At 71.7% G+C, this 21418-nt stretch carries 15 protein-coding genes; 8 read left to right on the top strand and 7 right to left on the bottom strand.

The features are described 5' to 3' along the window. Nucleotides 1-37: 37 nt before the first annotated feature. From FFT10_RS22605 to FFT10_RS22580, 6 genes are all read right to left on the bottom strand, one after another. Nucleotides 38-370 (bottom strand): AtuA-related protein, encoded by a 333-nt coding sequence (locus FFT10_RS22605; RefSeq protein ID WP_137735150.1) that lies wholly within the window; start codon nucleotides 368-370, stop codon nucleotides 38-40. Next, entirely contained in the window at nucleotides 357-1724 is a 1368-nt protein-coding gene (locus FFT10_RS22600) for an acyclic terpene utilization AtuA family protein (protein ID WP_137735149.1), read from the bottom strand. Before FFT10_RS22600 ends, FFT10_RS22605 begins: the two co-directional genes overlap by 14 nt. A gap of 73 nt (nucleotides 1725-1797) precedes the next feature. Continuing rightward, nucleotides 1798-4293: a glycoside hydrolase family 13 protein gene (locus tag FFT10_RS22595; protein WP_137735148.1), complete on the bottom strand. Its 2496-nt coding sequence runs from the start codon at nucleotides 4291-4293 to the stop codon at nucleotides 1798-1800. Beyond that, entirely contained in the window at nucleotides 4293-5873 is a 1581-nt protein-coding gene (locus tag FFT10_RS22590; RefSeq protein ID WP_137735147.1) for a glycoside hydrolase family 13 protein, read from the bottom strand. Before FFT10_RS22590 ends, FFT10_RS22595 begins: the two co-directional genes overlap by 1 nt. After that, complete coding sequence (locus tag FFT10_RS22585) at nucleotides 5873-7399, bottom strand: alpha-amylase family glycosyl hydrolase (RefSeq protein ID WP_137735146.1); 1527 nt, start codon at nucleotides 7397-7399, stop codon at nucleotides 5873-5875. The genes FFT10_RS22590 and FFT10_RS22585 overlap by 1 nt, the downstream gene beginning before the upstream one ends. A 16-nt stretch (nucleotides 7400-7415) precedes the next feature. Next, on the bottom strand, nucleotides 7416-9128 hold the full coding sequence (locus tag FFT10_RS22580) for an alpha-amylase family glycosyl hydrolase (RefSeq protein WP_137735145.1): 1713 nt from the start codon (nucleotides 9126-9128) through the stop codon (nucleotides 7416-7418). A 169-nt stretch (nucleotides 9129-9297) separates the two neighbouring features. Between FFT10_RS22580 and FFT10_RS22575 the strand changes: the two genes are divergently transcribed. The 8 genes from FFT10_RS22575 (at nucleotide 9298) to FFT10_RS22540 (ending at nucleotide 19731) form a co-directional block, all read left to right on the top strand. Beyond that, complete coding sequence (locus FFT10_RS22575) at nucleotides 9298-12066, top strand: alpha-1,6-glucosidase domain-containing protein (protein ID WP_137735144.1); 2769 nt, start codon at nucleotides 9298-9300, stop codon at nucleotides 12064-12066. Nucleotides 12067-12100: 34 nt separating this feature from the next. Beyond that, a complete protein-coding gene (locus FFT10_RS22570; protein WP_228027251.1) occupies nucleotides 12101-13375 on the top strand; it encodes an ABC transporter substrate-binding protein in 1275 nt (424 codons plus the stop codon). 19 nt (nucleotides 13376-13394) lie between these two features. After that, entirely contained in the window at nucleotides 13395-14303 is a 909-nt protein-coding gene (locus FFT10_RS22565; RefSeq protein WP_137735143.1) for a carbohydrate ABC transporter permease, read from the top strand. Then, nucleotides 14303-15139 carry a carbohydrate ABC transporter permease gene (locus tag FFT10_RS22560; RefSeq protein WP_137735142.1) on the top strand — a complete coding sequence of 279 codons (837 nt, stop codon included), beginning with the start codon at nucleotides 14303-14305 and terminating at the stop codon, nucleotides 15137-15139. Before FFT10_RS22565 ends, FFT10_RS22560 begins: the two co-directional genes overlap by 1 nt. 5 nt (nucleotides 15140-15144) lie before the next feature. Further along, the gene (locus FFT10_RS22555) at nucleotides 15145-16281 is read left to right on the top strand and encodes an ABC transporter ATP-binding protein (protein WP_137735141.1); all 1137 of its coding nucleotides are present in this window, start codon (nucleotides 15145-15147) and stop codon (nucleotides 16279-16281) included. Nucleotides 16282-16517: 236 nt separating this feature from the next. Further along, a complete protein-coding gene (locus FFT10_RS22550) occupies nucleotides 16518-17213 on the top strand; it encodes a response regulator transcription factor (RefSeq protein WP_137735140.1) in 696 nt (231 codons plus the stop codon). Further along, entirely contained in the window at nucleotides 17206-18645 is a 1440-nt protein-coding gene (locus tag FFT10_RS22545) for a sensor histidine kinase (protein WP_137735139.1), read from the top strand. Before FFT10_RS22550 ends, FFT10_RS22545 begins: the two co-directional genes overlap by 8 nt. A 144-nt stretch (nucleotides 18646-18789) precedes the next feature. Then, entirely contained in the window at nucleotides 18790-19731 is a 942-nt protein-coding gene (locus FFT10_RS22540) for an alpha/beta hydrolase family protein (RefSeq protein WP_228027250.1), read from the top strand. Here FFT10_RS22540 and FFT10_RS28410 read toward each other — a convergent pair. Further along, entirely contained in the window at nucleotides 19694-21148 is a 1455-nt protein-coding gene (locus FFT10_RS28410) for an aldehyde dehydrogenase (protein WP_228027256.1), read from the bottom strand. The two genes, FFT10_RS22540 and FFT10_RS28410, sit on opposite strands and share 38 nt — an antisense overlap. Between the last annotated feature and the right edge of the window lie 270 nt (nucleotides 21149-21418).

Below are 21418 nucleotides of genomic sequence, written 5' to 3'. Positions count from 1 at the left end.
GTTGTGGTGTTGGGTGCGGGGTCGTGCGGGCGGATTGTCAGCGCGCTGCCGGCTGGTGGCTGCCGTCTGCGTCCAGCGGCAGGTCGAGGATGGCGCTGGCGAGTGTCTTGCCGTGCGCATCCAGCGCCAGCGAGCGGGTGACGCCGCCGCCCAGCGCCTGCGCCAGCACGAAGTGCACGGCACCCAGCTGCGGCAGCAGGTGGCGCGTCACCGGGCCGTGCACCACGCCGCGGTAGTGGGCCTGCACGCGCTCGGGCGTCAGCAGCTGTTCCAGCAGCGGGTAGTGCGCCGGGTCCAGCGCAATCACGCTGAGCGTGGCGCGGTTGCCCTTGTCGCCCGAGCGGGCGATGGCGATGTCATGCAGCTTCATGGGGCGACAGGTCCATCCGGGTGACGGCCGGCTGCGCGGCGGCGCGCGGCACCAGGGCCGAGGCGGCGGCGATCACCTCGCGCACCGATTGGGTGACGCCGCCGCCACCGGCCGGGCCGTTGAGGTACAGCGCCTCCACCTCCTGGCCCACCCGCTCGGCCTGGGCCTGGGTGGTGCAGCGCACCGCCAGACGCACCCGCACCTCGTAGGGCGCGCGGTCGGCGCCCAGGCCGGGGCCGTGCATCGCATCGACGCCGATCAGGTCGGCCCGGTGCTCCAGGCCGGCCCAGCCCAGCCGGTCCAGGCGGTGCTGCAGCAACTGCAGCGCCAGCCGGCCGCGCGCCACCGCGCCCGGGCCGGCGTAGGAGATCTGGCCCTCGCCGATCCAGCCGTCGCGGTAGCCCAGCGTGGCTTTCAGCTGGTCGGGCCGCGGGTGGCCGTGGCCGCCCTGCACCTGCACCCGGTCGCCGCCGAGGTCGGCAAACTGCACGCGGGCGAAGTCGGCCACCACGTCGGGCTGCAGGTAGCGCGCCGGGTCCTCGATCTCGTAGAGCAGCTGGGCGGTGCAGGTCAGCCGGGTCACGCAGCCGCCGGTGCCGGGCAGCTTGGTGATGACGGCGCTGCCATCGGCCTGCACCTCGGCCAGCGGAAAGCCCAGGTCCGCCAGGCCGGGGATGTCCAGCCGACCCGGCTCGGCGATGTAGCCGCCGCTGACCTGGCCCGCGCACTCCAGCAGGTGGCCGACCAGCACGCCCCGGCCCAGCCGCGGCCAGTCGTCCGCCGCCCAGCCGTGGTGGTGCATCAGCGGCGCCAGGAACAGCGCCGGGTCGGCGACCCGGCCGGTGAGCACCACGTCGGCACCCATCGCCAGCGCCGGCAGCAGGGCATCGGCGCCCAGGTAGGCATTGGCCGACAGCAGCCGGTCGCCCAGGTCGGCGGCGCAGGTGGGGCCGCCGGGCGCCGGATCCAGCAAGGCCGGGTTGTGGCGGCGCACCCAGGGCAGCACGTCGTCGCCGGTCAACACCGCCACCGCCAGCCGCGGCAGGCCCAGTTCGCGGCCCACCGCCAGTGCGGCCTGGCCGGCGGCCAGCGGGTGGGCGGCGCCCATGTTGCTGATGACCGTGGTGCCCTGGCGCACGCAAGCCGGCAGCACGGCGCGCAGGCGCTCGGGCAGCAGCGGGTCGTAGCCCTGCGACGGATCGCGGCTGCGGCGCAGCTGGGCCAGGGCGATGGTGCGCTCTGCCAGGCACTCGAACACCAAGGCGTGCAGCCGGCCATGCTCGGCCAGCGCCTGGGCGGGGTCGATGCGGTCACCGGCGTAGCCGGCGCCGCTGCCGATGCGGTACGGATTCATTCGGCTGCAGCATGGCAGCCTGACGCCGCGCTGCCCAGCCCGGCTTTCCCGGGCTGACAGCACTGTCCGGCTGCTATCCGGGCTGGCGCACCAGCACCCGCCCGCCCAGCGGCGGCAGGGTCAGCGTCATCCGGCCATCCTGCGCCGTGGCCGGGCCGTCGCCCCAGGCGGCTGTCCAGGCGCCCGCGGGCGCGCCATCTGGCAGCCGCACCTGCACCGTGCGCGGCGCCTCGGCGTTGTTGAAGGCGGTCAGCGCCCAGGTGGCCTGTGCGCCATCGCCCAGCCTCCGGGCCAGCACCACCACCGCCTCGTCGGGCGACTCCAGCGCCAGCGGCGCCAGCAGGGTGCCGCGGCGCAGCACCGGGTGGGCCTGGCGCATCGCCGTCATGCGGCGGAACTGGGCATGCAGGGCCTCGTCGGGCTGGCCGCCCTGGTCGGCCCAGGGGAAGGGTGCGCGGTTGTAGGGGTCGTCGCCGCCGGTCAGGCCGACCTCGTCGCCGTAGTAGATGGCCGGCGCGCCGGGGTAGCTCATCTGCAGCAGCACTGCCAGTTCCAGCCGGCGCTTGGCACGGGCCACGGTGGTGGCATCGACCACCGGCCCGCCGATGCGGGTGTCGCCGAAGCGGTGCAGCGCGCGCGGCTGGTCGTGCGTGCTCAGCAGGTTCATCAGCGCATGGAAGGCCGGAGCCGGGTACTGCTCGCGCACCAGCTCCAGGTGGCGCAGGCTGGCGCTGGCCGCACCGCCCGCCGCATAGTCGAGCACCGCGTTGCGGAAGATGTAGTTCATCGTCGAGTCGAACATGTCGCCCAGCAGGTGCTTGCTGGCGTCCCACCAGGTCTCGGCGATGGTGATGGCCTGCGGGTCGGTCTGCTTGACCACGGCCCGCCACTCGCGCCAGAAGTCGTCGGGCACCCAGGGCGCCACGTCCATGCGCCAGCCGCTGGCGCCGGCCTGCAGCCAACGGCGTGTCACGCTGTCGGGCGCGCGGTAGGCAAAGTCACGCCAGGCCGGCGCGTTCTTGTCCAGCTCGGGCAGGTCGGGCGTGCCGGCCCAGCCGGTGTACTGGCGGTCGGGGTTGGTCTGCGTCGGGTCGAAGCGGTACCAGGCGGCGAAGGGGGAATCGGCGCGGATGCGCCCGTTCGAGAAGGCGCCGATGTTCGGTTGTCCATCGGCGCCGGTGGTGAAGTTGCCGTAGCGGTCGAAGTACGGCGAATCGCTGCCGGTGTGGTTCAGCGAGGTGTCGACCACCACGCGGATGCCGCGCTTCGCGGCCTCCAGCGTCAGCCGGGTGAAGTCGGCGTTGCTGCCGAAGCCGGGGTCGATGCGTGTGAAGTCGCCGGTGTCGTACTTGTGGTTGCTGGCGGCCTGGAACACCGGCGTCATGTACAGCGTGTTCGCACCCAGCGCGCGGATGTGGTCCAGCTTCTCGATGATGCCGGCCAGGTCGCCGCCGAAGAAGTCGTTGTTGTGCGCGGCATCCGATCCATCGCCGCTGCCGGGCTTGAAGGGCACACCGGTCCAGCGCGGGTGCAGTTCGATGCCGTGGGTCTGGTAGCGGCGGCTGCCGGGCTGGGGGTCGTTGCTGCGGTCGCCATTGCGGAAGCGCTCGGGGAAGACGTAGTAGTACACCGCGTCGGCCGCCCAGTCGGGCGTCTGGAAGCCGGGCTGGTAGACGCTGAGGCGCAGCCGGCGGACGCGCCGCTCGGTGGGCGGCTGCCAGTCGACCACCGCCAGGCCGTTGCTGCCGCGCTCGCGCGTCCAGTGGATGGCGTCGCGGTTGTTCTGCAGGACGTAGTCGCGTCCGCCGATGCGCACGGCGAACCAGTAGCCGTGCACGCTGACATCACCGAAGCGGTGGCTGGCAGTGAAGCGCTCGGTGCCGGCGGTGGTGCCCTGGCCTCGTTGCATCGGGATGCGGGCCACCTCGGTGTAGTCCAGCCGGGTCTGGTCGCCTTCCAGCCGGCGACGTTCCACCACCAGCGTGGCCGATTCCACGCCGGGCAGGGCCGTGAGGCCGAACTGCACCGTGGTGCCGGCCGGCACCGCGCCGAAGGGCGACTTGTCGGCCAGCGCCCGGCTGTCGTGGCGCAGGCTCAGCGCCACCGGGTCGGTGACGGCCTGCGGCCGGGCGGCGTCCACATGGCCGGGCAGCAGTTGCAGGCGCGGGCCGGCGGCGTCCAGCGCCAGGCGCAGGGTCTGCGGCTGGCCGTCGAAGCGGGCCTGCAGGTCGGCGGTGGTGGTGCCGACCGACAGCACCGCCGGCAGGCCGTCGCCGCCCTGGCCGGGCGCGTTGCCGAAGATGCTGGACGCGCTCCAGCTGTCGTCGGCGATCTTGAAGCGCTGGGTGCCGCTGAGCTGCACGTTCAGCAGGTAGGCATGGCAGGTCCAGCGGAACTCGGCCGACTCGTCGGGCTGCCACTGGTTCATGGTGCCGCGCAGGTACAGCGTGGTGGGGCCCAGCGGCGGTGCGCTGCAGCCGGCGGCCGTGGCCGGCGTGCCCGGCCCGGCGGGGCCGGCACAGGCCGTCAGCAAGGCCAGTGTGGCCAGGGCGGCGGCGACAGCGCGCATCAGGGCACCCGCTTGAAGCGGTCGTAGCCGCCCAGGTCGCGCTGGCGCGGCTGCAGCACCAGTACGCCGCGCGGCGGCACGGTCACGGTCAGGAAGCCGGCGCCGAAGCGCGGCGCGGTCTCCGGCGTGTTGTTGCCGGCCAGCGGGCGCAGCAGGTCGATCATCGGCATGTCGTCCATCAGCCAGGGGTTGGCCACCATCACCCGCTCGGTGACGGGCACATCGGCCGGGTTGGCCAGCACCACCACCGTCTCCAGCGCGCGGTCGGTGTGGCGCTCGAAGGCCAGCAGGCGCTCGGCCTCCACCGTGCGGTAGTCGCCCACCCGCAGCGCGCGGTGCTGCTGGCGCAATGCGATCAGCTGGCGCATCCACTGCAGCGCGGGGTTGTCGTCGCGCAGGCGCTCCCACTGCATCGGGCCGCGGTTCTCGGGGTCGCCGCCGCCGGTCATGCCCAGCTCGGCGCCGTAGTAGATGTTGGGCGCGCCGGGCAGGGTGAACTGCAGCGCCTGCACCCAGCGCCGCTGGGCCCCATCGGGCAGCAGCGTGTCGATGCGCGGGATGTCGTGGTTGTCGATCACCAGCCAGCTTTTCAGCATCGGCTCGATGCCGGCGTCGGCCAGCAGCCGTGCCGTCATGCGGTTGGCGGCGGCCGGGCTGATCTCGCCGGCGGACGTGCCCAGCAGGATGTGGCGCAGGCTGAAGTTCATCACCGCGTCGATGCTCTGCATCCAGGCGCCGGGGTAGTTCACCATCTCGCCGACGATGAGCGCATCGGGCTTCTCGGCCCGGGCGGCGGTGCGCAGGTCCTGCAGGTAGGCGGTGCCCAGCTCGTACGAGGTGTCCAGCCGCCAGCCGTCGGCGCCGTCGCGCAGCCAGCTGCGCAGCACCGAACCGGGTGCCTGCCACAGGTGCTGGCGCACCGGCGGGTGCTCCAGGTTCAGTTCGGGCAGGTTCTGGAAGCCAGTCCAGCTGCGGTAGCCGCCGGCGTACTGCGGGCCGATGGCGAACCAGTTGCGGTACGGGCTGGCGGGGTCGGCCAGCGCCTGCTGGAAGATCGGCGCATTGCGGCCCATGTGGTTGAACACGCCGTCGAGCACCACCTTCAGCCCCATGGCATGGGCCTGCCGGGCCAGCCGGCGGAAGTCGTCACGCGTGCCGAACTCGGGCGAGACCTGCTGGAAGTCGAGCGCGTCGTACTTGTGGTTGGTGTAGGCCAGGTGGATGGGGTTGAGGTACAGCACGTCCACACCCAGGCCGCGCACATGGTCGAGCCGGGCCGACAGGCTGGCCAGGTCGCCGCCCCAGAAGTCCAGCTCCTGGGTGTTCAGGCGCAGTTCGGCACTGTCGGTGCCGCGGCGCGCGGGTTCATCCCAGCGGCGCAGCACCTTGGGCGGCGGGTACAGGTGGCGTTTGGCGGCCAGGTCGGCCGGCGGCGCGAAGCGGTCGACCAGCACCTGGTAGACGATGGCGCCGTTGCGCCAGTCGGCGGCGCGGCGGTCGTAGACGCTGGCCTCGGCCGGCGCCTGGGCCAGGGCGGCGCCCATCTGCAGCGCCAGTGCCAGGGCCGCGGCTTGCCGCATCACGGCACCCGCTTGTAGCTGCTGTAGCCGCCTGCGGGCCGCACCTCGGGCTGCAGCACCACGACGCCCTTGGGCGGCAGCGTCAGCGCCACCATGCCGCACTCCACCCGCAGCGGGCCGGGCGCCGTGCCCAGCAGGTCAAGCAGGTGGAACGGGTTCATCAGCCGCGAGTTGCCGGTCATCACCGTCTCGGTGACCGTCTCGTCGGTGGGGTTGGCGATCACCAGCACGGTGTCGGCCACCCGGTCGGTGTGGCGCTCGAAGCCGATCAGCCGGTGGCTGGTGATGGCGCGCAGGTGGCCCACCTTCAGTGCCCGCTGGCCCTGGTGCAGGGCGATCAGCCGGCGGGTCCAGTCCAGCTCGGGATGGCCGGCGTCGACCAGATCCCAGCGCATCGGCGCGCGCATTTCCGGGTCGTCACCGCCGGCCATGCCGACCTCGCTGCCGTAGTACAGGTTGGGCGCGCCAGGCAGCGTGAACTGCAGCACCTGGGCCAGGCGGCGCTGCGCTGCATCTGGCAAGGTGGTGGCCAGCCGCGGGGTGTCGTGGTTGTCCAGGTAGATCCAGCTGCGCAGCATGTGGTCGATGCCGCAGTCGTCGGTCATGCGGTGGATCATGCGCATGGCCGTGGCGCCGTCGAGCTGGCCGCTGGCCAGCTTCAGCAGGATGTGGCGCAGGGTGAAGTGCATCACCGCATCCACATGCGGGAACCACTCGGCCGGGTAGTTGGCGATCTCGCCCACCACCAGCGAGCCGGGCTTCTCGGCATGGGCGGCAGCGGTCAGCTCGGCCAGGTAGCGGAAGCCGATGTCCACCGCCACGTCCAGCCGCCAGCCGTCGGCACCGGCGCGCAGCCACTGGCGCACCGCCGAATCGGTCGCGCCGTAGACGTGGTCGCGCACCGCGGGGTTCTCCAGGTTCAGCTCGGGCAGGTTCTCGGCCAGCCACCAGCTTCGGGCACCGCCGGGGAATTCGGGGCCGACGTTGAACCACGCGCGGTACGGGCTGGCGGCATCGGCCTCGGCCGACCGGAATTTCGGCGAATTGCGCCCCATGTGGTTGAACACGCCGTCCAGCACCAGCTTCATGCCGTGGGCATGGGTGGCATCGGCCAGCGCGCGGAAGTCGTCCATCGTGCCGAACTCGGGCGACAGCTGCAGGTAGTCCAGCGCGTCGTACTTGTGGTTGGTGTAGGCCAGGTGGATGGGGTTGAGGTACAGCACATCCGCACCCAGGCTGCGCACATGGTCCAGCCGGCGGGCGGTGCTGGCCAGGTCGCCGCCCCAGAACTGGATCTCCTGGCTCCACAGCCGGGCGTCGTCCAGGTAGCGGCCGTTGCGCGGCGTGTCGCTCCAGGCCATCAGCTGCTTGGGCGCCGGGTACAGGTGGGCCTTGGCCGCCAGGTCGGCGCTGGGCGCGAAGCGGTCGACCAGCACCTGGTAGATGACGGCGCCGCAGCGCCAGTCGGCCTCGCGGGCGGCGTAGACAGCGCTGTCGGCCGGATCGGGGGCGTGGTCGGGGTGCATGCAGGGGTGCGGTGGATCAGGGGGCGCCGGCCGGCAGCACCTGCCAGACGGCAAAGCTCTGCGCGGCCAGGTCGGCCGGGGCGTTGCCGGAGCCATCCGCGCGCAGCGCGGCGGGGGCGTCCGTGCGCAGCAGCGGCTGCAGGCGCGCGCCAGCGGGCAGGCCGGCCAGCGCCAGGCGGGCCGGGCTGCGGCCGTAGTTGTAGGCCATCACCAGGTGGTCGCTGCCCAGTTGGCGCTGGAATGTCAGCGTGGCGCCCTCGGCCCGGGCCTGGCGGAAGCTGCCGCGCGCCACCGCCGGGTGCTGGTTGCGCAGGGCCAGCAGGGCACGGTAGTGGTGCAGCAGGCTGGTGGGGTCGGCCTCCTGGGCGGCCACGTTGTGGGTGGCGAGATTGGATGCCAGCGCGCGGAACGGCCGGCCGGTGGTGAAGCCGCCGGTGGTGGCATCGGCCGTCCAGCTCATCGGGCCGCGGATCTCGGGGTCCTCGGCCAGCCCGGCGGCGCCGGCCTGGCCGATCTCCTCGCCGTAGTAGATGGTGGGCGTGCCGGGCAGCAGCAGGTAGGTGGCGGCGGCCAGGCGGTAGGCGGCGGCGTCGCCGCGCAGCTGGTCCATCAGCCGCCGGCCGGTGAACTTGTCGTGGTTGGCCAGGAAGGTGCCGATGTTGGCCAATGCGCTGGCCGGTGCGCCGGCGGTGTAGCTGGCCACCTTGGCCACGGCTGCGGCATCGCCTTGCGCGGCCTGCACCAGGGCCGATTCCAGGCCGAAGGCGAAGGCGGCGCCACACAGGCCGGGCTGGGCGTAGTCCAGTGGCTGGGCGGTTGCCTCGCAGACGGTGTAGCGCCGGCTGTAGGCCTTGACCAGGCGCTGGATCCCGGCGGTCAGCGCGCGGCTTTCGGGCTGGTCGTTCCAGTCGGTCGCGTTGTTCTCGATCAGGTGCGGCACCGCATCCAGCCGGAAGCCGTCGAGCCCGCGGTTCAGCCAGAAGCGCAGGCTGCTGGCGTGGTAGTCCATCACCGCCGGGTGCCGGAAGTTGAAGTCGGGCATCTGCGGCCCGAAGGTGGCGAAGTAGAAATCCCGTGCGCCCGGCGCCGGCCGGGCCAGCGTCTTCGGGTCGCCACCGTGCAGCCAGGGCTGGCTGGCGGTGTGGTACCAGGGGTTGTTGCCCCAGATGTCCCAGCCAGCGGGCGCGGCATCGGCCCAGACAAACCAGTCGCGGAACGGGCTGGCCGGGCCCTGGCGCGCCGCCACGAACAGCGGGTGCGCGGCGGCGCTGTGGTTGATCACGTAGTCCATGATCACGCCGATGCCACGCGCATGGGCCTGGCGGATCAGGTCGTCGAAGTCGGCCAGCGTGCCGTATTCGGGCGCGATGGCGCGGAAGTCGGTGGTGGCATAGCCATGGTCGCCGTCGGCATTGGCGGTGACCGGCATCAGCCAGAGGCCGCGCACGCCCAGGCGCTGCAGGTGGTCGAGCTTGCTGGTGAGGCCGCGCAGGTCGCCGATGCCGTCGCCGTCGCTGTCGGCATAGGCGCGCACGAAGACTTCCATGAACGCACCGTGCTGCCAGCCCTCGGTGAGTGGGCTGCCCGGGTCCTGCATCGGCACCGGCGACAGATCCGGCCCCGGGGTGGCCGGCGGCAACGCGCAGCCGGCCGCCAGCAGGCCGCCGGCCAGGGCCACGGCGGCAGGCGCGAATGGGCGACGGAAGCGCAGGCTCAGGTGGGGCGACATGGTTGAGAATGTAGCGAAACTACACTCTAGCACGCTGGATTCAGGTGCTTGGCAGCCAGTGTTTACCCTGCATTCAATGGTGCGGGGTGCGGTCTTGTAGTTTTGCTACGCTATGATTTTGGTGCCCAGTCGCTTGCCGGGCTTGTCTTGCCCGGGTGCCTGTCGTGCCATGACCTTGCTGCCGTCCTTCCGCTTCTGCGCTGCTGTCCGCCTGGCCTGGCGCCCGTGGCTGGCCGCGGGGGTGCTGGCGGCCTGCGGATTGCCGGCGTGGGCGGCCGATCCCGGCATGCTGCGCGCCGCCTGCGATGCCTCCACCCACGCCACCGTGCTGCGCGCCGATGCCGCGCCGGCCACCGCCGCCGCGGTGTGGCTGGATGCCACCCGCCTGCAGTGGCCGGGCACCGCCGATGCCGGCCGCTTCCGCCTGCTGCATGCGCCGGCCGGCGGCATCGTCGCCGCGCCGGGCCAGCCGGCGCAGGGTGCCGAATCGGCCCTGGTGTTGCAGCCGGCGGCGCGGCCGCTGCCGGTGGACCTGCAGCTGCGCCACCGCCACCTGGCCGACGGCGCGCGCCTGGCCTTGGCGCCGGCCGATGCCACACCGGCGCGGCTGCAGGCCCTGCACCGCGGCCAGCTGCTGCTGGTGCAGGAAGACGCCGCCGGCCGCGTGCTGCAGGCCACCGGCGTGCAGGCCGCGGCGGCGCTGGACGATCTCTACGCCCCCGCCGAGGCCCTCACCGACCTGGGCGTGACGCTGTCGCGCCAGGCCACCCGCTTGCGCCTGTGGGCGCCCACTGCCCAGGCGGTGCACCTGTGCCTGCATGCCAGCGACACCGCCCCCGCCCAACCCGCGGTGCCGGCGCTGCAGCGCGACGACGCCACCGGCAGCTGGCAGCTGCAGCTGCCCGGGCGGCCGCCGGCGCGCTACGCCCGCTACCTGGTGGATGTGTGGGTGCCGGGCACCGGCCTGGTCCGCCAGCGGGTGACCGATCCCTACGCCATCAGCCTGGGCACCGACGGCCGCCACACCTGGATCGGCAGCCTGGACGAGCCCGCCACCCAGCCGCGCGGCTGGGCCACCGCACCGCGCCCGGCGCCCCGCCCCGGCAACACCGGCCTGGCGATCTACGAGCTGCATGTGCGCGATTTCTCCATCGGCGACGCCACCGTGCCGCCGGCGTTGCGCGGCCAATACGGCGCCTTCACCCAGGCCGACAGCGCCGGCATGCGCCACCTGCGCGCGCTGGCGCAAGCCGGTATGACCGACGTGCACCTGCTGCCGGTGTTCGACATTGCCAGCGTGCCCGAATCCGGCTGCACCACCCCCACCGTCCCGGCGGCACCGCCCGACAGCCCGGCGCAGCAGGCTGCGGTGATGGCGCAGGCCGCCACCGACTGCTTCAACTGGGGCTACGACCCGCTGCACTTCAACGCGCCCGAGGGCAGCTACGCCAGCCGGGCCGACGACGGCGCCACCCGCATCCGCGAGTTCCGCCAGATGGTGATGTCTCTGCACGCCGCCGGCCTGCGGGTGGGCATGGACGTGGTCTACAACCACATGTCGGCCGCGGGGCAGCATCCGCAGTCGGTGCTGGACCGCATCGTGCCGGGCTACTACCACCGGCTGGATGCCCAGGGCCGCATCACCCGCAGCACCTGCTGCGACAACACCGCCACCGAGCACCGCATGATGCGCAAGCTGATGCTCGATTCGGTGCGGCTGTGGGCGCGCCAGTACCGCATCGACAGCTTCCGCTTCGACCTGATGGGCCACCAGCCGAAAGAGGCGATGGTGGCGCTGCAGCAACTGCTGCGCCAGGACAATGGCCGCGACATCCAGCTGATCGGCGAGGGCTGGAACTTCGGCGAGGTGGCCAACGGCGCGCGCTTCGTGCAGGCGGCGCAGGGCATGCTGTCGGGCACCGGCATTGCCACGTTCAGCGACCGCGCGCGCGACGCGCTGCGTGGCGGTGGCGTGGGCGATGGCCCGGCGGCGGTGGTGGCACGCCAGGGCTGGCTGAATGGGCAGGCGGACGGTGCAGACCGCAGCGCCGCGATGGCCGCCGCCGACCTGGTGCGCCTGGGCCTGGCCGGCACGCTGCGCGGCTACACCTTCACCAGCCACACCGGCGCGCCGCGTCGCGGCGATCAGCTGGTGTATGCCGGCCAGCCAGCGGGTTATGTCGACGCCCCCGGCGAGGTGGTGAACTACGTCGAGAACCACGACAACCACACGCTGTGGGATGTCAACGCCTTCAAGCTGCCGATCGACACGCCGGCCGCCGAGCGTGCCCGGGTGCAGCTGCTGGCGCTGGCCACCACCGCCTTCAGCCAGGGCGTGGCCTACTTCCATGCGGGCGTCGAGGTCCTGCGCAGCAAGTCGCTGGACGGCAACAGCTACGACTCGGGCGACTGGTTCAACCGGCTGGACTGGACCCACCAGACCAACCACTTCGGCACAGGCCTGCCGCCGGCGGGCGACAACCAGGCGCTGTGGCCGCTGGCCGCGCCCCGGCTGGCCGATGCACGCCTGCGGCCGGCGCCGGCCGACATCGCCTTCGTGCGCGACGGCTTCCTCGACCTGCTGCGCATCCGCGCCAGCAGCAGCCTGTTCCGCCTGACCACGGCCGATGCGGTGCAGCAGCGGCTGGTGCTGCACGACACCGGCCCGGCGCAGAACCCCGCACTGATCGCCGCCGAGCTGGACGGCCGCGGCCTGCCCGGCGCCGGCTTCGCCCGCCTGCTGGTGCTGCTCAACACCAGTCCGGCGGACCAGAGCCTGTCCATCGACAGCAGCCGTGGCCAGCCCTGGGTGCTGCACCCGGTGCACCGGTCCGCCGGCGCGGCCGACCGCCGTGCCGCCTCCGCCGCCTTCTACCGCACCGCCGGCGCCTTCCGCGTGCCGGGTCGGACCGCCGTGGTGTTCGTGGTGGACCGATGATGTGCGTCCAGAACCAGACCGGAGACCGCCCCGCGTGACCACCTTCCCTGCCCTGCACCGGCTGCTGGCCGCGGCCGCCCTGGTGGCGGGCGCCACCACGGCCCAGGCTGCCACCATCACCATCGCCTGCGGTGCCAGCGCGCCCGAGATCGAGCACTGCTGGAAGCATGCCGAGGCCTGGGCCAGGAAGACCGGCCACACGGTGCGCAACTACACCCAGCCGGCCAGCGCCACCGCGGCGCTGGCGGTCTACCGCCAGCTGTTTGCCGCCAAGAGCAGCGACATCGACATCATCCGTGTCGACGTGATCTGGCCCGGCATCCTGAAGGACCACCTGCTCGACCTGAAGCCCTACAGCTTGGGGCAAGAGGCCGAGCACTTCCCGGCCCTCGTGGCCAACAGCACCATCGGCGGCCGGCTGCTGGGCATGCCCTGGTACACCGACACCGGCCTGCTGTACTACCGCGCCGACCTGCTGGCCAAGTACAAGCGCCCGGCGCCCACCACCTGGGCCGAGCTGGCCGCCACCGCCGCCATCGTGCAGGCGGGCGAGCGGGCCGCCGGCCAGAAGGACTTCCAGGGCTTCGTCTTCCAGGCCAAGAGCGGCGAGAGCCTGACCTGCAATGCGGTGGAATGGATCGCCAGCTTCGGCGGCGGCCGGCTGGTGGACGAGCGCGGCGACATCACCATCAACAACCCGCAGGCGGTGCGGGCGCTGGCCACGGCCGCGCAGTGGGTGGGCAGCATCTCGTCGGTGGGCGTGCTGAACTATGCCGAGGAGGATGCGCGCGGCGTGTTCCAGAACGGCCAGGCACTGTTCATGCGCAACTGGCCCTATGCCTGGTCGCTGCTGGAAAGCCCCGACAGCGTGGTGCGCGGCAAGGTGGGTGTGTCGCCGCTGCCCAAGGGCGACGGCCCGGGCGCCCGCCACGCCGGCACGCTGGGCGGCTGGCAGCTGGCGGTGTCCAAGTACAGCAAGCACCCCGAGGTGGCGGCCGATCTGGTGATGCACATGGCCAGCGCCGCGGTGCAGAAGGACCGCGCCATCCGGGGCAGCTTCAACCCCACCCGCCCGGCGCTGTACAAGGATCCGCAGGTGGTCGCGGCCAACAGCTTCATGGCCAGCCTGCTGGGCACCTTCGAGGACTCGGTGGCGCGGCCGTCGGGCGAGGCGGGGCTGAAGTACCCGTCGGTGAGCCTGGCGCTGAGCAATGCCGCGCACGATGTGCTGGGCCGCAAGGCCACGCCCGAGGCGGCGGTGCGCAAGCTCGAAGGCCAGCTCAAGCTGGTGCGGCGCGAGCGCTGGTGATTGCAGGGAGGCCCAGAACATGAACAACCGCGTGCGCACCGCCTGGCTGTTTCTCGCGCCCATGCTGGTGCTGATGGCGGTGGTGGCCGTGTGGCCGCTGCTGCGCTCGGTGTGGTTCGCCTTCACCGAGACCAACATCAACAACATGCAGGCCAGCCGCTTCATCGGGCTGGAGAACTTCTTCGGCCCCTACGGCCTGTTCTTCAACCCCAACTACGCCGACGGCTTCTGGGCCAGCGACTGGGGCACGGCCATCCGCAACACCTTCCAGTTCGCGGTTGTCTCGGTGGCGCTGGAGACGCTGGCCGGCCTGGGCGTGGCCCTGCTGCTGAACCAGGAGTTCAAGGGCCGCACCCTGGTGCGCACCGCGGTGCTGGTGCCCTGGGCCATCCCCACCATCGTGTCGGCCAAGATGTGGGGCTGGATGCTGCACGACCAGTTCGGCGTGGTGAACCAGCTGCTGCTGGACTGGGGCCTGATCGCCGAGAAGATCGCCTGGACGGCCGATGCCAGCACCGCGATGTGGAGCGTGGTGGCGGTGGACGTGTGGAAGACCACGCCCTTCATGGCGTTGCTGATCCTGGCCGCGCTGCAGACCCTGCCCAAGGATTGCTACGAGGCCGCGCGGGTGGACGGCGTGCACCCGCTGCGGGTGTTCTGGAAGGTGACGCTGCCGCTGATCCGCCAGCCGCTGCTGGTGGCGGTGGTGTTCCGCCTGCTCGATGCACTGCGGGTCTTCGACCTGATCTATGTGCTGACCAGCAACGACAGCAGCACCATCAGCATGTCGGGCCTGGTGATGCGCGAGATGGTGGAGGCCGGCAACGTGGGCTTCGGCTCGGCGGCGTCGACCTCGCTGTTCCTGATCATCATGCTGTCGGCGGTGGTCTTCCTGCGGGCCACCCGCGTCAAGCTGGCGGAGAAGTGATGCAGCAACGTCCACTCTGGGGCAGCGTGGCGCTGTACTGCGCCGCCGCGATGATCGTCTTCATCTCGGTGGGCCCGTTCCTGTACATGGTGGCCACCTCGTTCAAGACCGGCTCGGCGCTGTTCGACAGCCAGATCTGGCCCAAGCATCCGACGCTGGCCAACTACACCGCGCTGTTCGAGGGCGCCCAGCCCTTCGGGCGGCACCTGCTCAATTCCGTCATGGTGGCCACGCTCACCGTGGGCGCCGCCATCCTGATGGGCGTGACCGCCGCCTATGCCCTGGGTCGCATCCGCTTCAAGGGCAAGGAGCTGCTGATGCTCACCCTGCTGGGCGTGTCGATGTTTCCGCAGGTGGCGGTGCTGTCGGGCATGTTCGAGCTGATCCAGTCGCTCGGCCTGTTCAACCGCGCGCTGGGCCTGGTGGTGCCGTACACCATCTTCACCCTGCCGTTCACCGTGTGGATCCTCACCACCTTCATGCGCGACCTGCCGAACGAGCTGGAAGAGGCCGCCATCATGGACGGCTGCGGGCCGCTGCGCATCATCTTCCAGGTCTTCCTGCCGCTGCTGTGGCCGGCGCTGGTGTCCACCGGGCTGCTGGCGTTCATCGGCGCGTGGAACGAGTTCCTCTTCGCGCTGACCTTCATCGTCGAGGACGACCAGCGCACGGTGCCGGTGGGCATCTCGCTGATCGCCGGCGCCACCGCATTCGAGATCCCCTGGGGTTCGATCATGGCCGCCTCCGTCATCGTCACCCTGCCGCTGCTGGGCCTGGTGCTGGTGTTCCAGAAGAAGATCGTCTCCGGCCTGACCGCCGGTGCTGTGAAAGGCTGATCCGCATGTCGCGCATCGAGTTCAACCGCGTCAACAAGCGCTACGGCCCCAACCTGCCGCTGACCATCAAGGACGCCACCCTCACCGTCAACGACGGCGAGTTCTGCGTCTTCGTCGGCCCGTCGGGCTGCGGCAAGAGCACGCTGCTGCGCTGCGTGGCCGGGCTGGAAGACATCACCAGCGGCGATCTCAGCATTGCCGGCACCCGGGTGAACGACCTGCCGCCGGCCAAGCGCGGCGTGGCCATGGTGTTCCAGAGCTATGCGCTGTACCCGCACATGACGGTGGCACAGAACATGGCCTTCGGCCTGCAGGTGATGGGCGCCGACAAGGCGGCCATCGCCGCCAAGGTGAAGGCCGCGGCCGACATCCTGCAGCTCACGCCGCTGATGGACCGGCTGCCCAAGATGCTGTCGGGCGGCCAGCGCCAGCGGGTGGCCATCGGCCGTGCCATCGTCAAGGAGCCCAAGGTCTTCCTGTTCGACGAGCCGCTGTCGAACCTGGACGCCGCGCTGCGGGTGCAGACCCGGCTGGAGATCGCCAAGCTGCACCACGACCTGGGCTCGGCCAGCATGATCTACGTGACGCACGACCAGGTGGAGGCCATGACCCTGGCCGACAAGATCGTGCTGCTGCACACCGGCCAGCTGATCGACGAACGTGGCAGCGTGGCCCAGGTGGGCAGCCCGATGACGCTGTACCACCGCCCGGCCAGCACCTTCGTGGCCGAGTTCATCGGCAGCCCGAAGATGAACCTGCTGCCCGGCCGGCTGCAGTCGGCCGAGGCCGGCCATGCGCGCGTGGAGGTGGCCGGCCAGGTGCTGACCGCCGCGGTGGATGCGCGTGCGGTGCCGGCCGGCAGCGCGGTGCAGATCGGCGTGCGGCCCGAGCACATGGCGGTGGCCGACAGCGGCGAGGGCGCCGCCCTGCCGGCCAGCCTGCTGCATGTGGAGCGGCTGGGCGATTCGTCGCTGCTCTACGTCAACGTGGGCCCGGGCCTGCCGACGATGACGGTGAAGATGGATGGCAGCGTGAGCCGCGCTGCCGGCAGCCAGCTGACGTTGCGGCTGGTGCCCGAGGCGCTGCACCTGTTCGACAGCGCGGGGCAGGCCTGCGTGCGGACGGTCGACCTGCCGGTCTGACACGGGCAGATCCGGCCACCGGGTCCGGAACGCGGCCGCTGGTCGGTGCCGGTCGCTGGCCTCCCATGGGCCAATGTGGCGCGTCTGCAGATGCCGATTCGCGGCCACCAGGGCATGGCTTGACATCGGCTTCACATGGGCGCCCGTAGACTGGTTCCTCCGCGTCCTGGAGAGGCCTGGATGAAGCGCACACCCGGGAAGACATGTGCCGCGTTGCCGGTTGGAGGAAAGCGCGCATGAACGAAGTCGCACCACTGCACGTCCTGGTGGTCGAGGACCACGGGCCGCTGCGGACCCAGGTGGTGGCCCTGCTCCGTGACGCGGGCCACGCCGTCGAGGAAGCCAGCGACGGCCGCCTGGCCCTGCAGATGGCGCTGGAGCAGCCACCCGATGTGCTGGTGCTGGACCTGGGCCTGCCGGGCCTGGACGGCGTTCAGCTGTGCCGCGCGCTGCGCGAGTCCGCATCCGTCCACGTGCCGGTCCTGATGCTCACGGCGCGCGACAGTCTGGACGACAAGGCGCAAGGCTTTGCGGCCGGTGCCGACGACTACCTCGTCAAGCCCTTTGCCGGGGAAGAGCTGCTCTGGCGCTGCCGCGCCCTGTCGCGCCGGCACCGCCTGGGCCAGCCCCATGTGCTGGTGCTCGGCGCGCTGCGGCTGGACCGCACCCGCGGGCGGGCCGAACGGGCCGACCGGTCCCTGGACCTGACGCCCATCGCCTACCAGTTGCTGCTGCACCTGGCGCAGGCCTGGCCGCGCGTCGTGACGCGGTCGGAGCTGGTGCGCAGCGTGTGGGGTGATGAGCCGCCAGAGTCCGACGCCCTGCGCAGCCACCTGTACCTGCTGCGCCAGGCGCTGGACAAGCCCTTCGGCACGCCGATGCTGAAGACCGTGCACGGCGTGGGCTACACCCTGGAACTGCCGCGTGCCTGAGATTCCACCGGCGTCCTGCGCGCCCGGACCGACGCTGCCGCCTCTGCCCAGGCCCCGCCAGGGGCTGCAACGCCAGCTGATGCTCAGCTTCACGCTCTTCACCCTGGGCGTGAGCGTTCTGCTGGGCCTGTTCACCATGGTCTTTGTGTACGCGGTGGAAGACCGCTTCATCGCGGACACGCTGTCCCGCGCGGCCTCTGCGATGCAGCGCCAGCACCAGGTCAGCTTACGCTGGCCGGCGCCGCCGCAGGCCTTCATGCAGCGGCACGACTCGGCCGCCAGCCTGCCAGCCGACTTGCGCGAGGCCTGGCAGGCCCGGCCGCTCCGGCGCGAACATGCCGGCACCCAGGGCCGCCACTACCACCTCCATTGGCTGGACCGTCCGCGCGGCGCGCCGCCCGACCCGCCCGTGCCAGACGCCCGCCACCCTTTGCTGGTGGCCGAGGTCAGCGGGCTGCTGGTGGTGCGGCCCTTTCGCCGCGAGTTGCTGGCGTGGTGGGCGGCTGGCAGCGGCGCCCTGGTGCTGGCGGCCCTGGGGCTGGCTGCCTGGCGTGCACGGCGCCTCAGCGCGCCCCTGGTGCGCCTGGCCGACGCCATCGCACGCAGCCGGCCGGGGGACGGTTCGACACGGTCCAGCCCCGACGCCTTGGACCGCCGCGACGACGAGGTGGGCCTGCTGGCCCGCCACCTCGACGCGCTCACGGCGCGCACCCAGGCCTTCATCGACCGCGAACGGGTCTTCACACGCGACGTCAGCCACGAGCTGCGCACGCCGCTGGCCGTGCTGGGCATGGCCACCGAGCGCCTGATGGGGCGCCACGACCTGCCCACCGGTGTGCCGGCCCAGCTGCAGCAGATGCGCCAGACCTTGTGGGATCTGGAGCAGACCGTCAACACCTTGCTGGCGCTGGCGCGCGAGGGCCATGCGCCAGCCGCGCCAGTTGCGCTGGCCGACGGGGCACCGGCCACCGCCGCCGCTGCGCTGGCGGTGCTGCCGCTGCTGGAGCGCGTGGTGCTGGAGCAGATGTCGCGGCTGCAGGGCAAGGACATCCAGCTGGAGATCGATGTCAGCCCGGCACTGCGCCTGGACCTGCCACCGGGCGTGCTGCACATCCTGCTGTCCAACCTGGTCGGCAATGCCTTTGCCCATGGCGAACCCGGGCCGGTGCGCGTGTCCGCCGACGTCCAGGGTCTCCAGTTGGAGAACCGCAGCCAGGCGCTGCCGGCCGGGTTGAGCGCACGGCTGGGCCAACCCTTCCAGAAGGGTGCCGCCAGCGCGGGCTTCGGCCTCGGCTTGGCCATCGTGCACCGTCTGGCCGAGCACCAGGGCCTGGCGCTGGCGCTCAGCCAGGCGGACGGCAACACCCGCGTGCAGTTGCTGTGGGCCCCCAGGGGCTGGCTGGCCCCGCCTGCGGGTTCTGCCAGCGCTTGACCGGCCCGCACTGAAGGTCCGCCGGCAGCCCTGGTCCGGGCTTCACGCGCCATTCACACCGCCCTCCTTAGCGTTGCGTCGCAGGCCTGCCCCGGTGCGTTGCCACCCGGGCCGGGCCCTGCGTTCTCAACATGCATCGGAGCGATGATGAAACACAAGCGCGCATTCACCGTGATCGGAATCTTCATGGGCCTGGCGGCTGCGGTCGCCGCCGCCATCTGGCACTTCGTCTGGCTCAAGCCCTACAGCATCACCCCCAGCGAGCTGCAGGCGCGGTACGCGTACAAGGCGGCGTTCACCCCGGGCGAAGGCCATTCGGTCCACATCCGGCTGCAGAGCTTCGATGGCGCGCTGCTGCACGGCCGCATCGTCTACCCCGGCGATCCGGCACAGGCGCGCCGGCCGTTTCCGGTGCTGATCGGCATGCATGCGATGGGCCGCAGCCACCTGCGCTGGTGGCTGCCGGACATCGGCGGACGACCCACCATCGAGCAGACGCACCGCATCACGCAGATGGCGCTGCAGCAGGGGTACGCCGTGGTGGCCATCGATGCGCGCGGGCATGGTGAGCGCAGGCACCTCGGCCAGCGGACCCTGGCGCAACGCGCCATGCGCGACATGCACTGGTTCGGACAGCGGCAGGCCTACGAGCAGATGATCGTCGACACCGTGCGCGACCACCGCGTGCTGCTCGATTGGCTGGTCGCGCAACCCCAGCTGGACGCCGGGCGCATCCTGGCCGCCGGCTACAGCATGGGCGCACAGGGCGCGCTGCTGCTCGCGGGGCTGGACGACCGCGTGCAGGCCGTCGCTGCCATGGTGCCGCCGCACCTGGGCGACAACGTGGCCGTCGTGGCACCGATGAACCTGGTCGGCGGACTGCAGGGCAAGCGCGTCTGGCTGCTGACGGGTGACGACGACGAGCATGCCAGCACGCAGCAGAACCAGGCCCTGTTCCAGGCCATCCCCAGCCAGGACAAGAGGCACCTGCGCTTCGCGTCAGGGCATCTGTTGCCGACGGACTATGTCGAGCGCTTGTCGGACTGGTTCAGAACGGGTAGCCGCGCGGCGCCGTCTGCACCGTGATCCAGCGCAGTTCGGTGAACTCGGCAATGCCGGCCTGGCCGCCGAAGCGGCCCCAGCCCGAGCCCTTGACACCGCCGAAGGGCATCGGCGCCTCGTCGTGCACCGTGGGGCCGTTGACATGGCAGATGCCGCTCTCGATGCGCTGGGCCACAGTGAGGGCGCGCGCGGTGTCGCGGCCGAACACGCTGGCCGACAGGCCGTACTCGTTGTCGTTGGCGCAGGCCACGGCGGCGTCCACGCCGTCCACCCGCACGATGCACTTCACCGGGCCGAAGGTCTCCTCGTGGTAGATGCGCATCTTGGGTGTCACATGGTCGAGCAGCGTGGCCGGCATCAGCGTGCTGTCGGCCTTGCCGCCGCACACCAGCTTCGCGCCCTTGGCCAGCGCATCGTCGATCAGCGCGTTGCAGTGCTCCACCGTGCCCATGCCGATCACGCTGCCCAGCACCACCGGCTCGGGCTTGCGCGGGTCGCCCAGCGGCAGGCTCCTGGCCTTGCGGGCGAACATCGCCACGAAGTCGTCGGCCACCTTGCGGTCGACCACGAAGCGCTCGGTGCTCATGCAGATCTGGCCCGAGTTGGCGAAGGCGCCGAAGGCGGCGGCGTTCACCGCGGCCTCCAGGTCGGCGTCGTCCAGCACCACCATCGGTGCCTTGCCGCCCAGCTCCAGCACGCTGGGCTTCAGGTACTTGGCGCAGGTCAGGGCGATCAGCTTGCCCACCCGCGTGCTGCCGGTGAAGTTGACGCGCCGCACCGCCGGGTGGGCCACCATGGCCTCCACCACCGCGCCGGCATCGGCCGGGGCATTGGTCACGTAGTTCACCACCCCGGCCGGGAAGCCGGCGTCCTGCAGCGCCTCGATGATCAGCTGGTGGGTGCGCGGGCAGTTCTCGCTGCCTTTCAGCACCACGGTGTTGCCGCAGGCCAGCGGCGTGGCGATGGCCCGCACGCCCAGGATGATCGGCGCGTTCCACGGTGCGATGCCCAGCACCACGCCGGCCGGCTGGCGCAGGCCCATGGCCAGGCTGCCGGGCACATCGCTGGGGATCAGGCTGCCGCCCACCTGGGTGGTGAGTGCGGCCGCTTCACGCAGCATGCCGGCGGCCAGCATGACATTGAAGCCGGCCCACATGGCGCTGGCGCCGGTCTCCGCAGGCACGGCTTCGACGAACTTCGGCGTCTTGGCTTCCAGCGCGTCGGCGGCCTTCAGCAGCAGGGCGCGGCGCTCGCTGGGGCCGGTGTGGCGCCAGGTGGTGAAGGCTTCGGCCGCGGCTTCCACCGCGGCCACGGCGTCAGCCGTGCTGGCCGCCGGCGCGCGGCTGGCGATGCTGCCGTCCAGCGGGTTGCGGCGCTCGAAGCTGGCGCCACGCTCGGCCGACACGGCCAGGCCATTGATCAGCATCTGCACATCGGACACGGGGGTCTCCTTGGATAGCGTCGAAGAGGATGTCTTGGTGGTGGATGTGGTGCCGGCCTTGCCCAGGTAGGCCTCGCGCACCACGCTGGACCGGGTCAGCAGCCCGGCCGGCCCGCTGGCCACCAGGCGGCCGCGTTCCATCACGTAGCCGCGGTCGGCGATGGCCAGCGCCTTCTTCACGTTCTGCTCGACCATCAACACGGTCACGCCCTGGTCGGCGATGCGGCGCACGATGGCCAGCAGTTCGTCGACCATCTTCGGCGCCAGGCC

The organism is Pseudaquabacterium pictum, from assembly GCF_005403045.1.
In the GTDB taxonomy this organism is placed as follows: domain Bacteria; phylum Pseudomonadota; class Gammaproteobacteria; order Burkholderiales; family Burkholderiaceae_C; genus Pseudaquabacterium; species Pseudaquabacterium pictum.
Note: the sequence above shows the minus strand (reverse complement) of the source record. Positions and strands in the feature narration are given on the sequence as shown.

Coding starts and splice junctions, on each gene's coding strand:
- FFT10_RS22540 (WP_228027250.1), top strand. CDS start 18,790: ATGATGAAACACAAGCGCGCATTCACCGTGATCGGAATCTTCATGGGC.
- FFT10_RS22605 (WP_137735150.1), bottom strand. CDS start 370: ATGAAGCTGCATGACATCGCCATCGCCCGCTCGGGCGACAAGGGCAAC.
- FFT10_RS22595 (WP_137735148.1), bottom strand. CDS start 4,293: ATGCGCGCTGTCGCCGCCGCCCTGGCCACACTGGCCTTGCTGACGGCC.
- FFT10_RS22580 (WP_137735145.1), bottom strand. CDS start 9,128: ATGTCGCCCCACCTGAGCCTGCGCTTCCGTCGCCCATTCGCGCCTGCC.
- FFT10_RS22560 (WP_137735142.1), top strand. CDS start 14,303: ATGCAGCAACGTCCACTCTGGGGCAGCGTGGCGCTGTACTGCGCCGCC.
- FFT10_RS22565 (WP_137735143.1), top strand. CDS start 13,395: ATGAACAACCGCGTGCGCACCGCCTGGCTGTTTCTCGCGCCCATGCTG.
- FFT10_RS22600 (WP_137735149.1), bottom strand. CDS start 1,724: ATGAATCCGTACCGCATCGGCAGCGGCGCCGGCTACGCCGGTGACCGC.
- FFT10_RS22555 (WP_137735141.1), top strand. CDS start 15,145: ATGTCGCGCATCGAGTTCAACCGCGTCAACAAGCGCTACGGCCCCAAC.
- FFT10_RS22575 (WP_137735144.1), top strand. CDS start 9,298: ATGACCTTGCTGCCGTCCTTCCGCTTCTGCGCTGCTGTCCGCCTGGCC.
- FFT10_RS22585 (WP_137735146.1), bottom strand. CDS start 7,399: ATGCACCCCGACCACGCCCCCGATCCGGCCGACAGCGCTGTCTACGCC.
- FFT10_RS22550 (WP_137735140.1), top strand. CDS start 16,518: ATGAACGAAGTCGCACCACTGCACGTCCTGGTGGTCGAGGACCACGGG.
- FFT10_RS22590 (WP_137735147.1), bottom strand. CDS start 5,873: ATGCGGCAAGCCGCGGCCCTGGCACTGGCGCTGCAGATGGGCGCCGCC.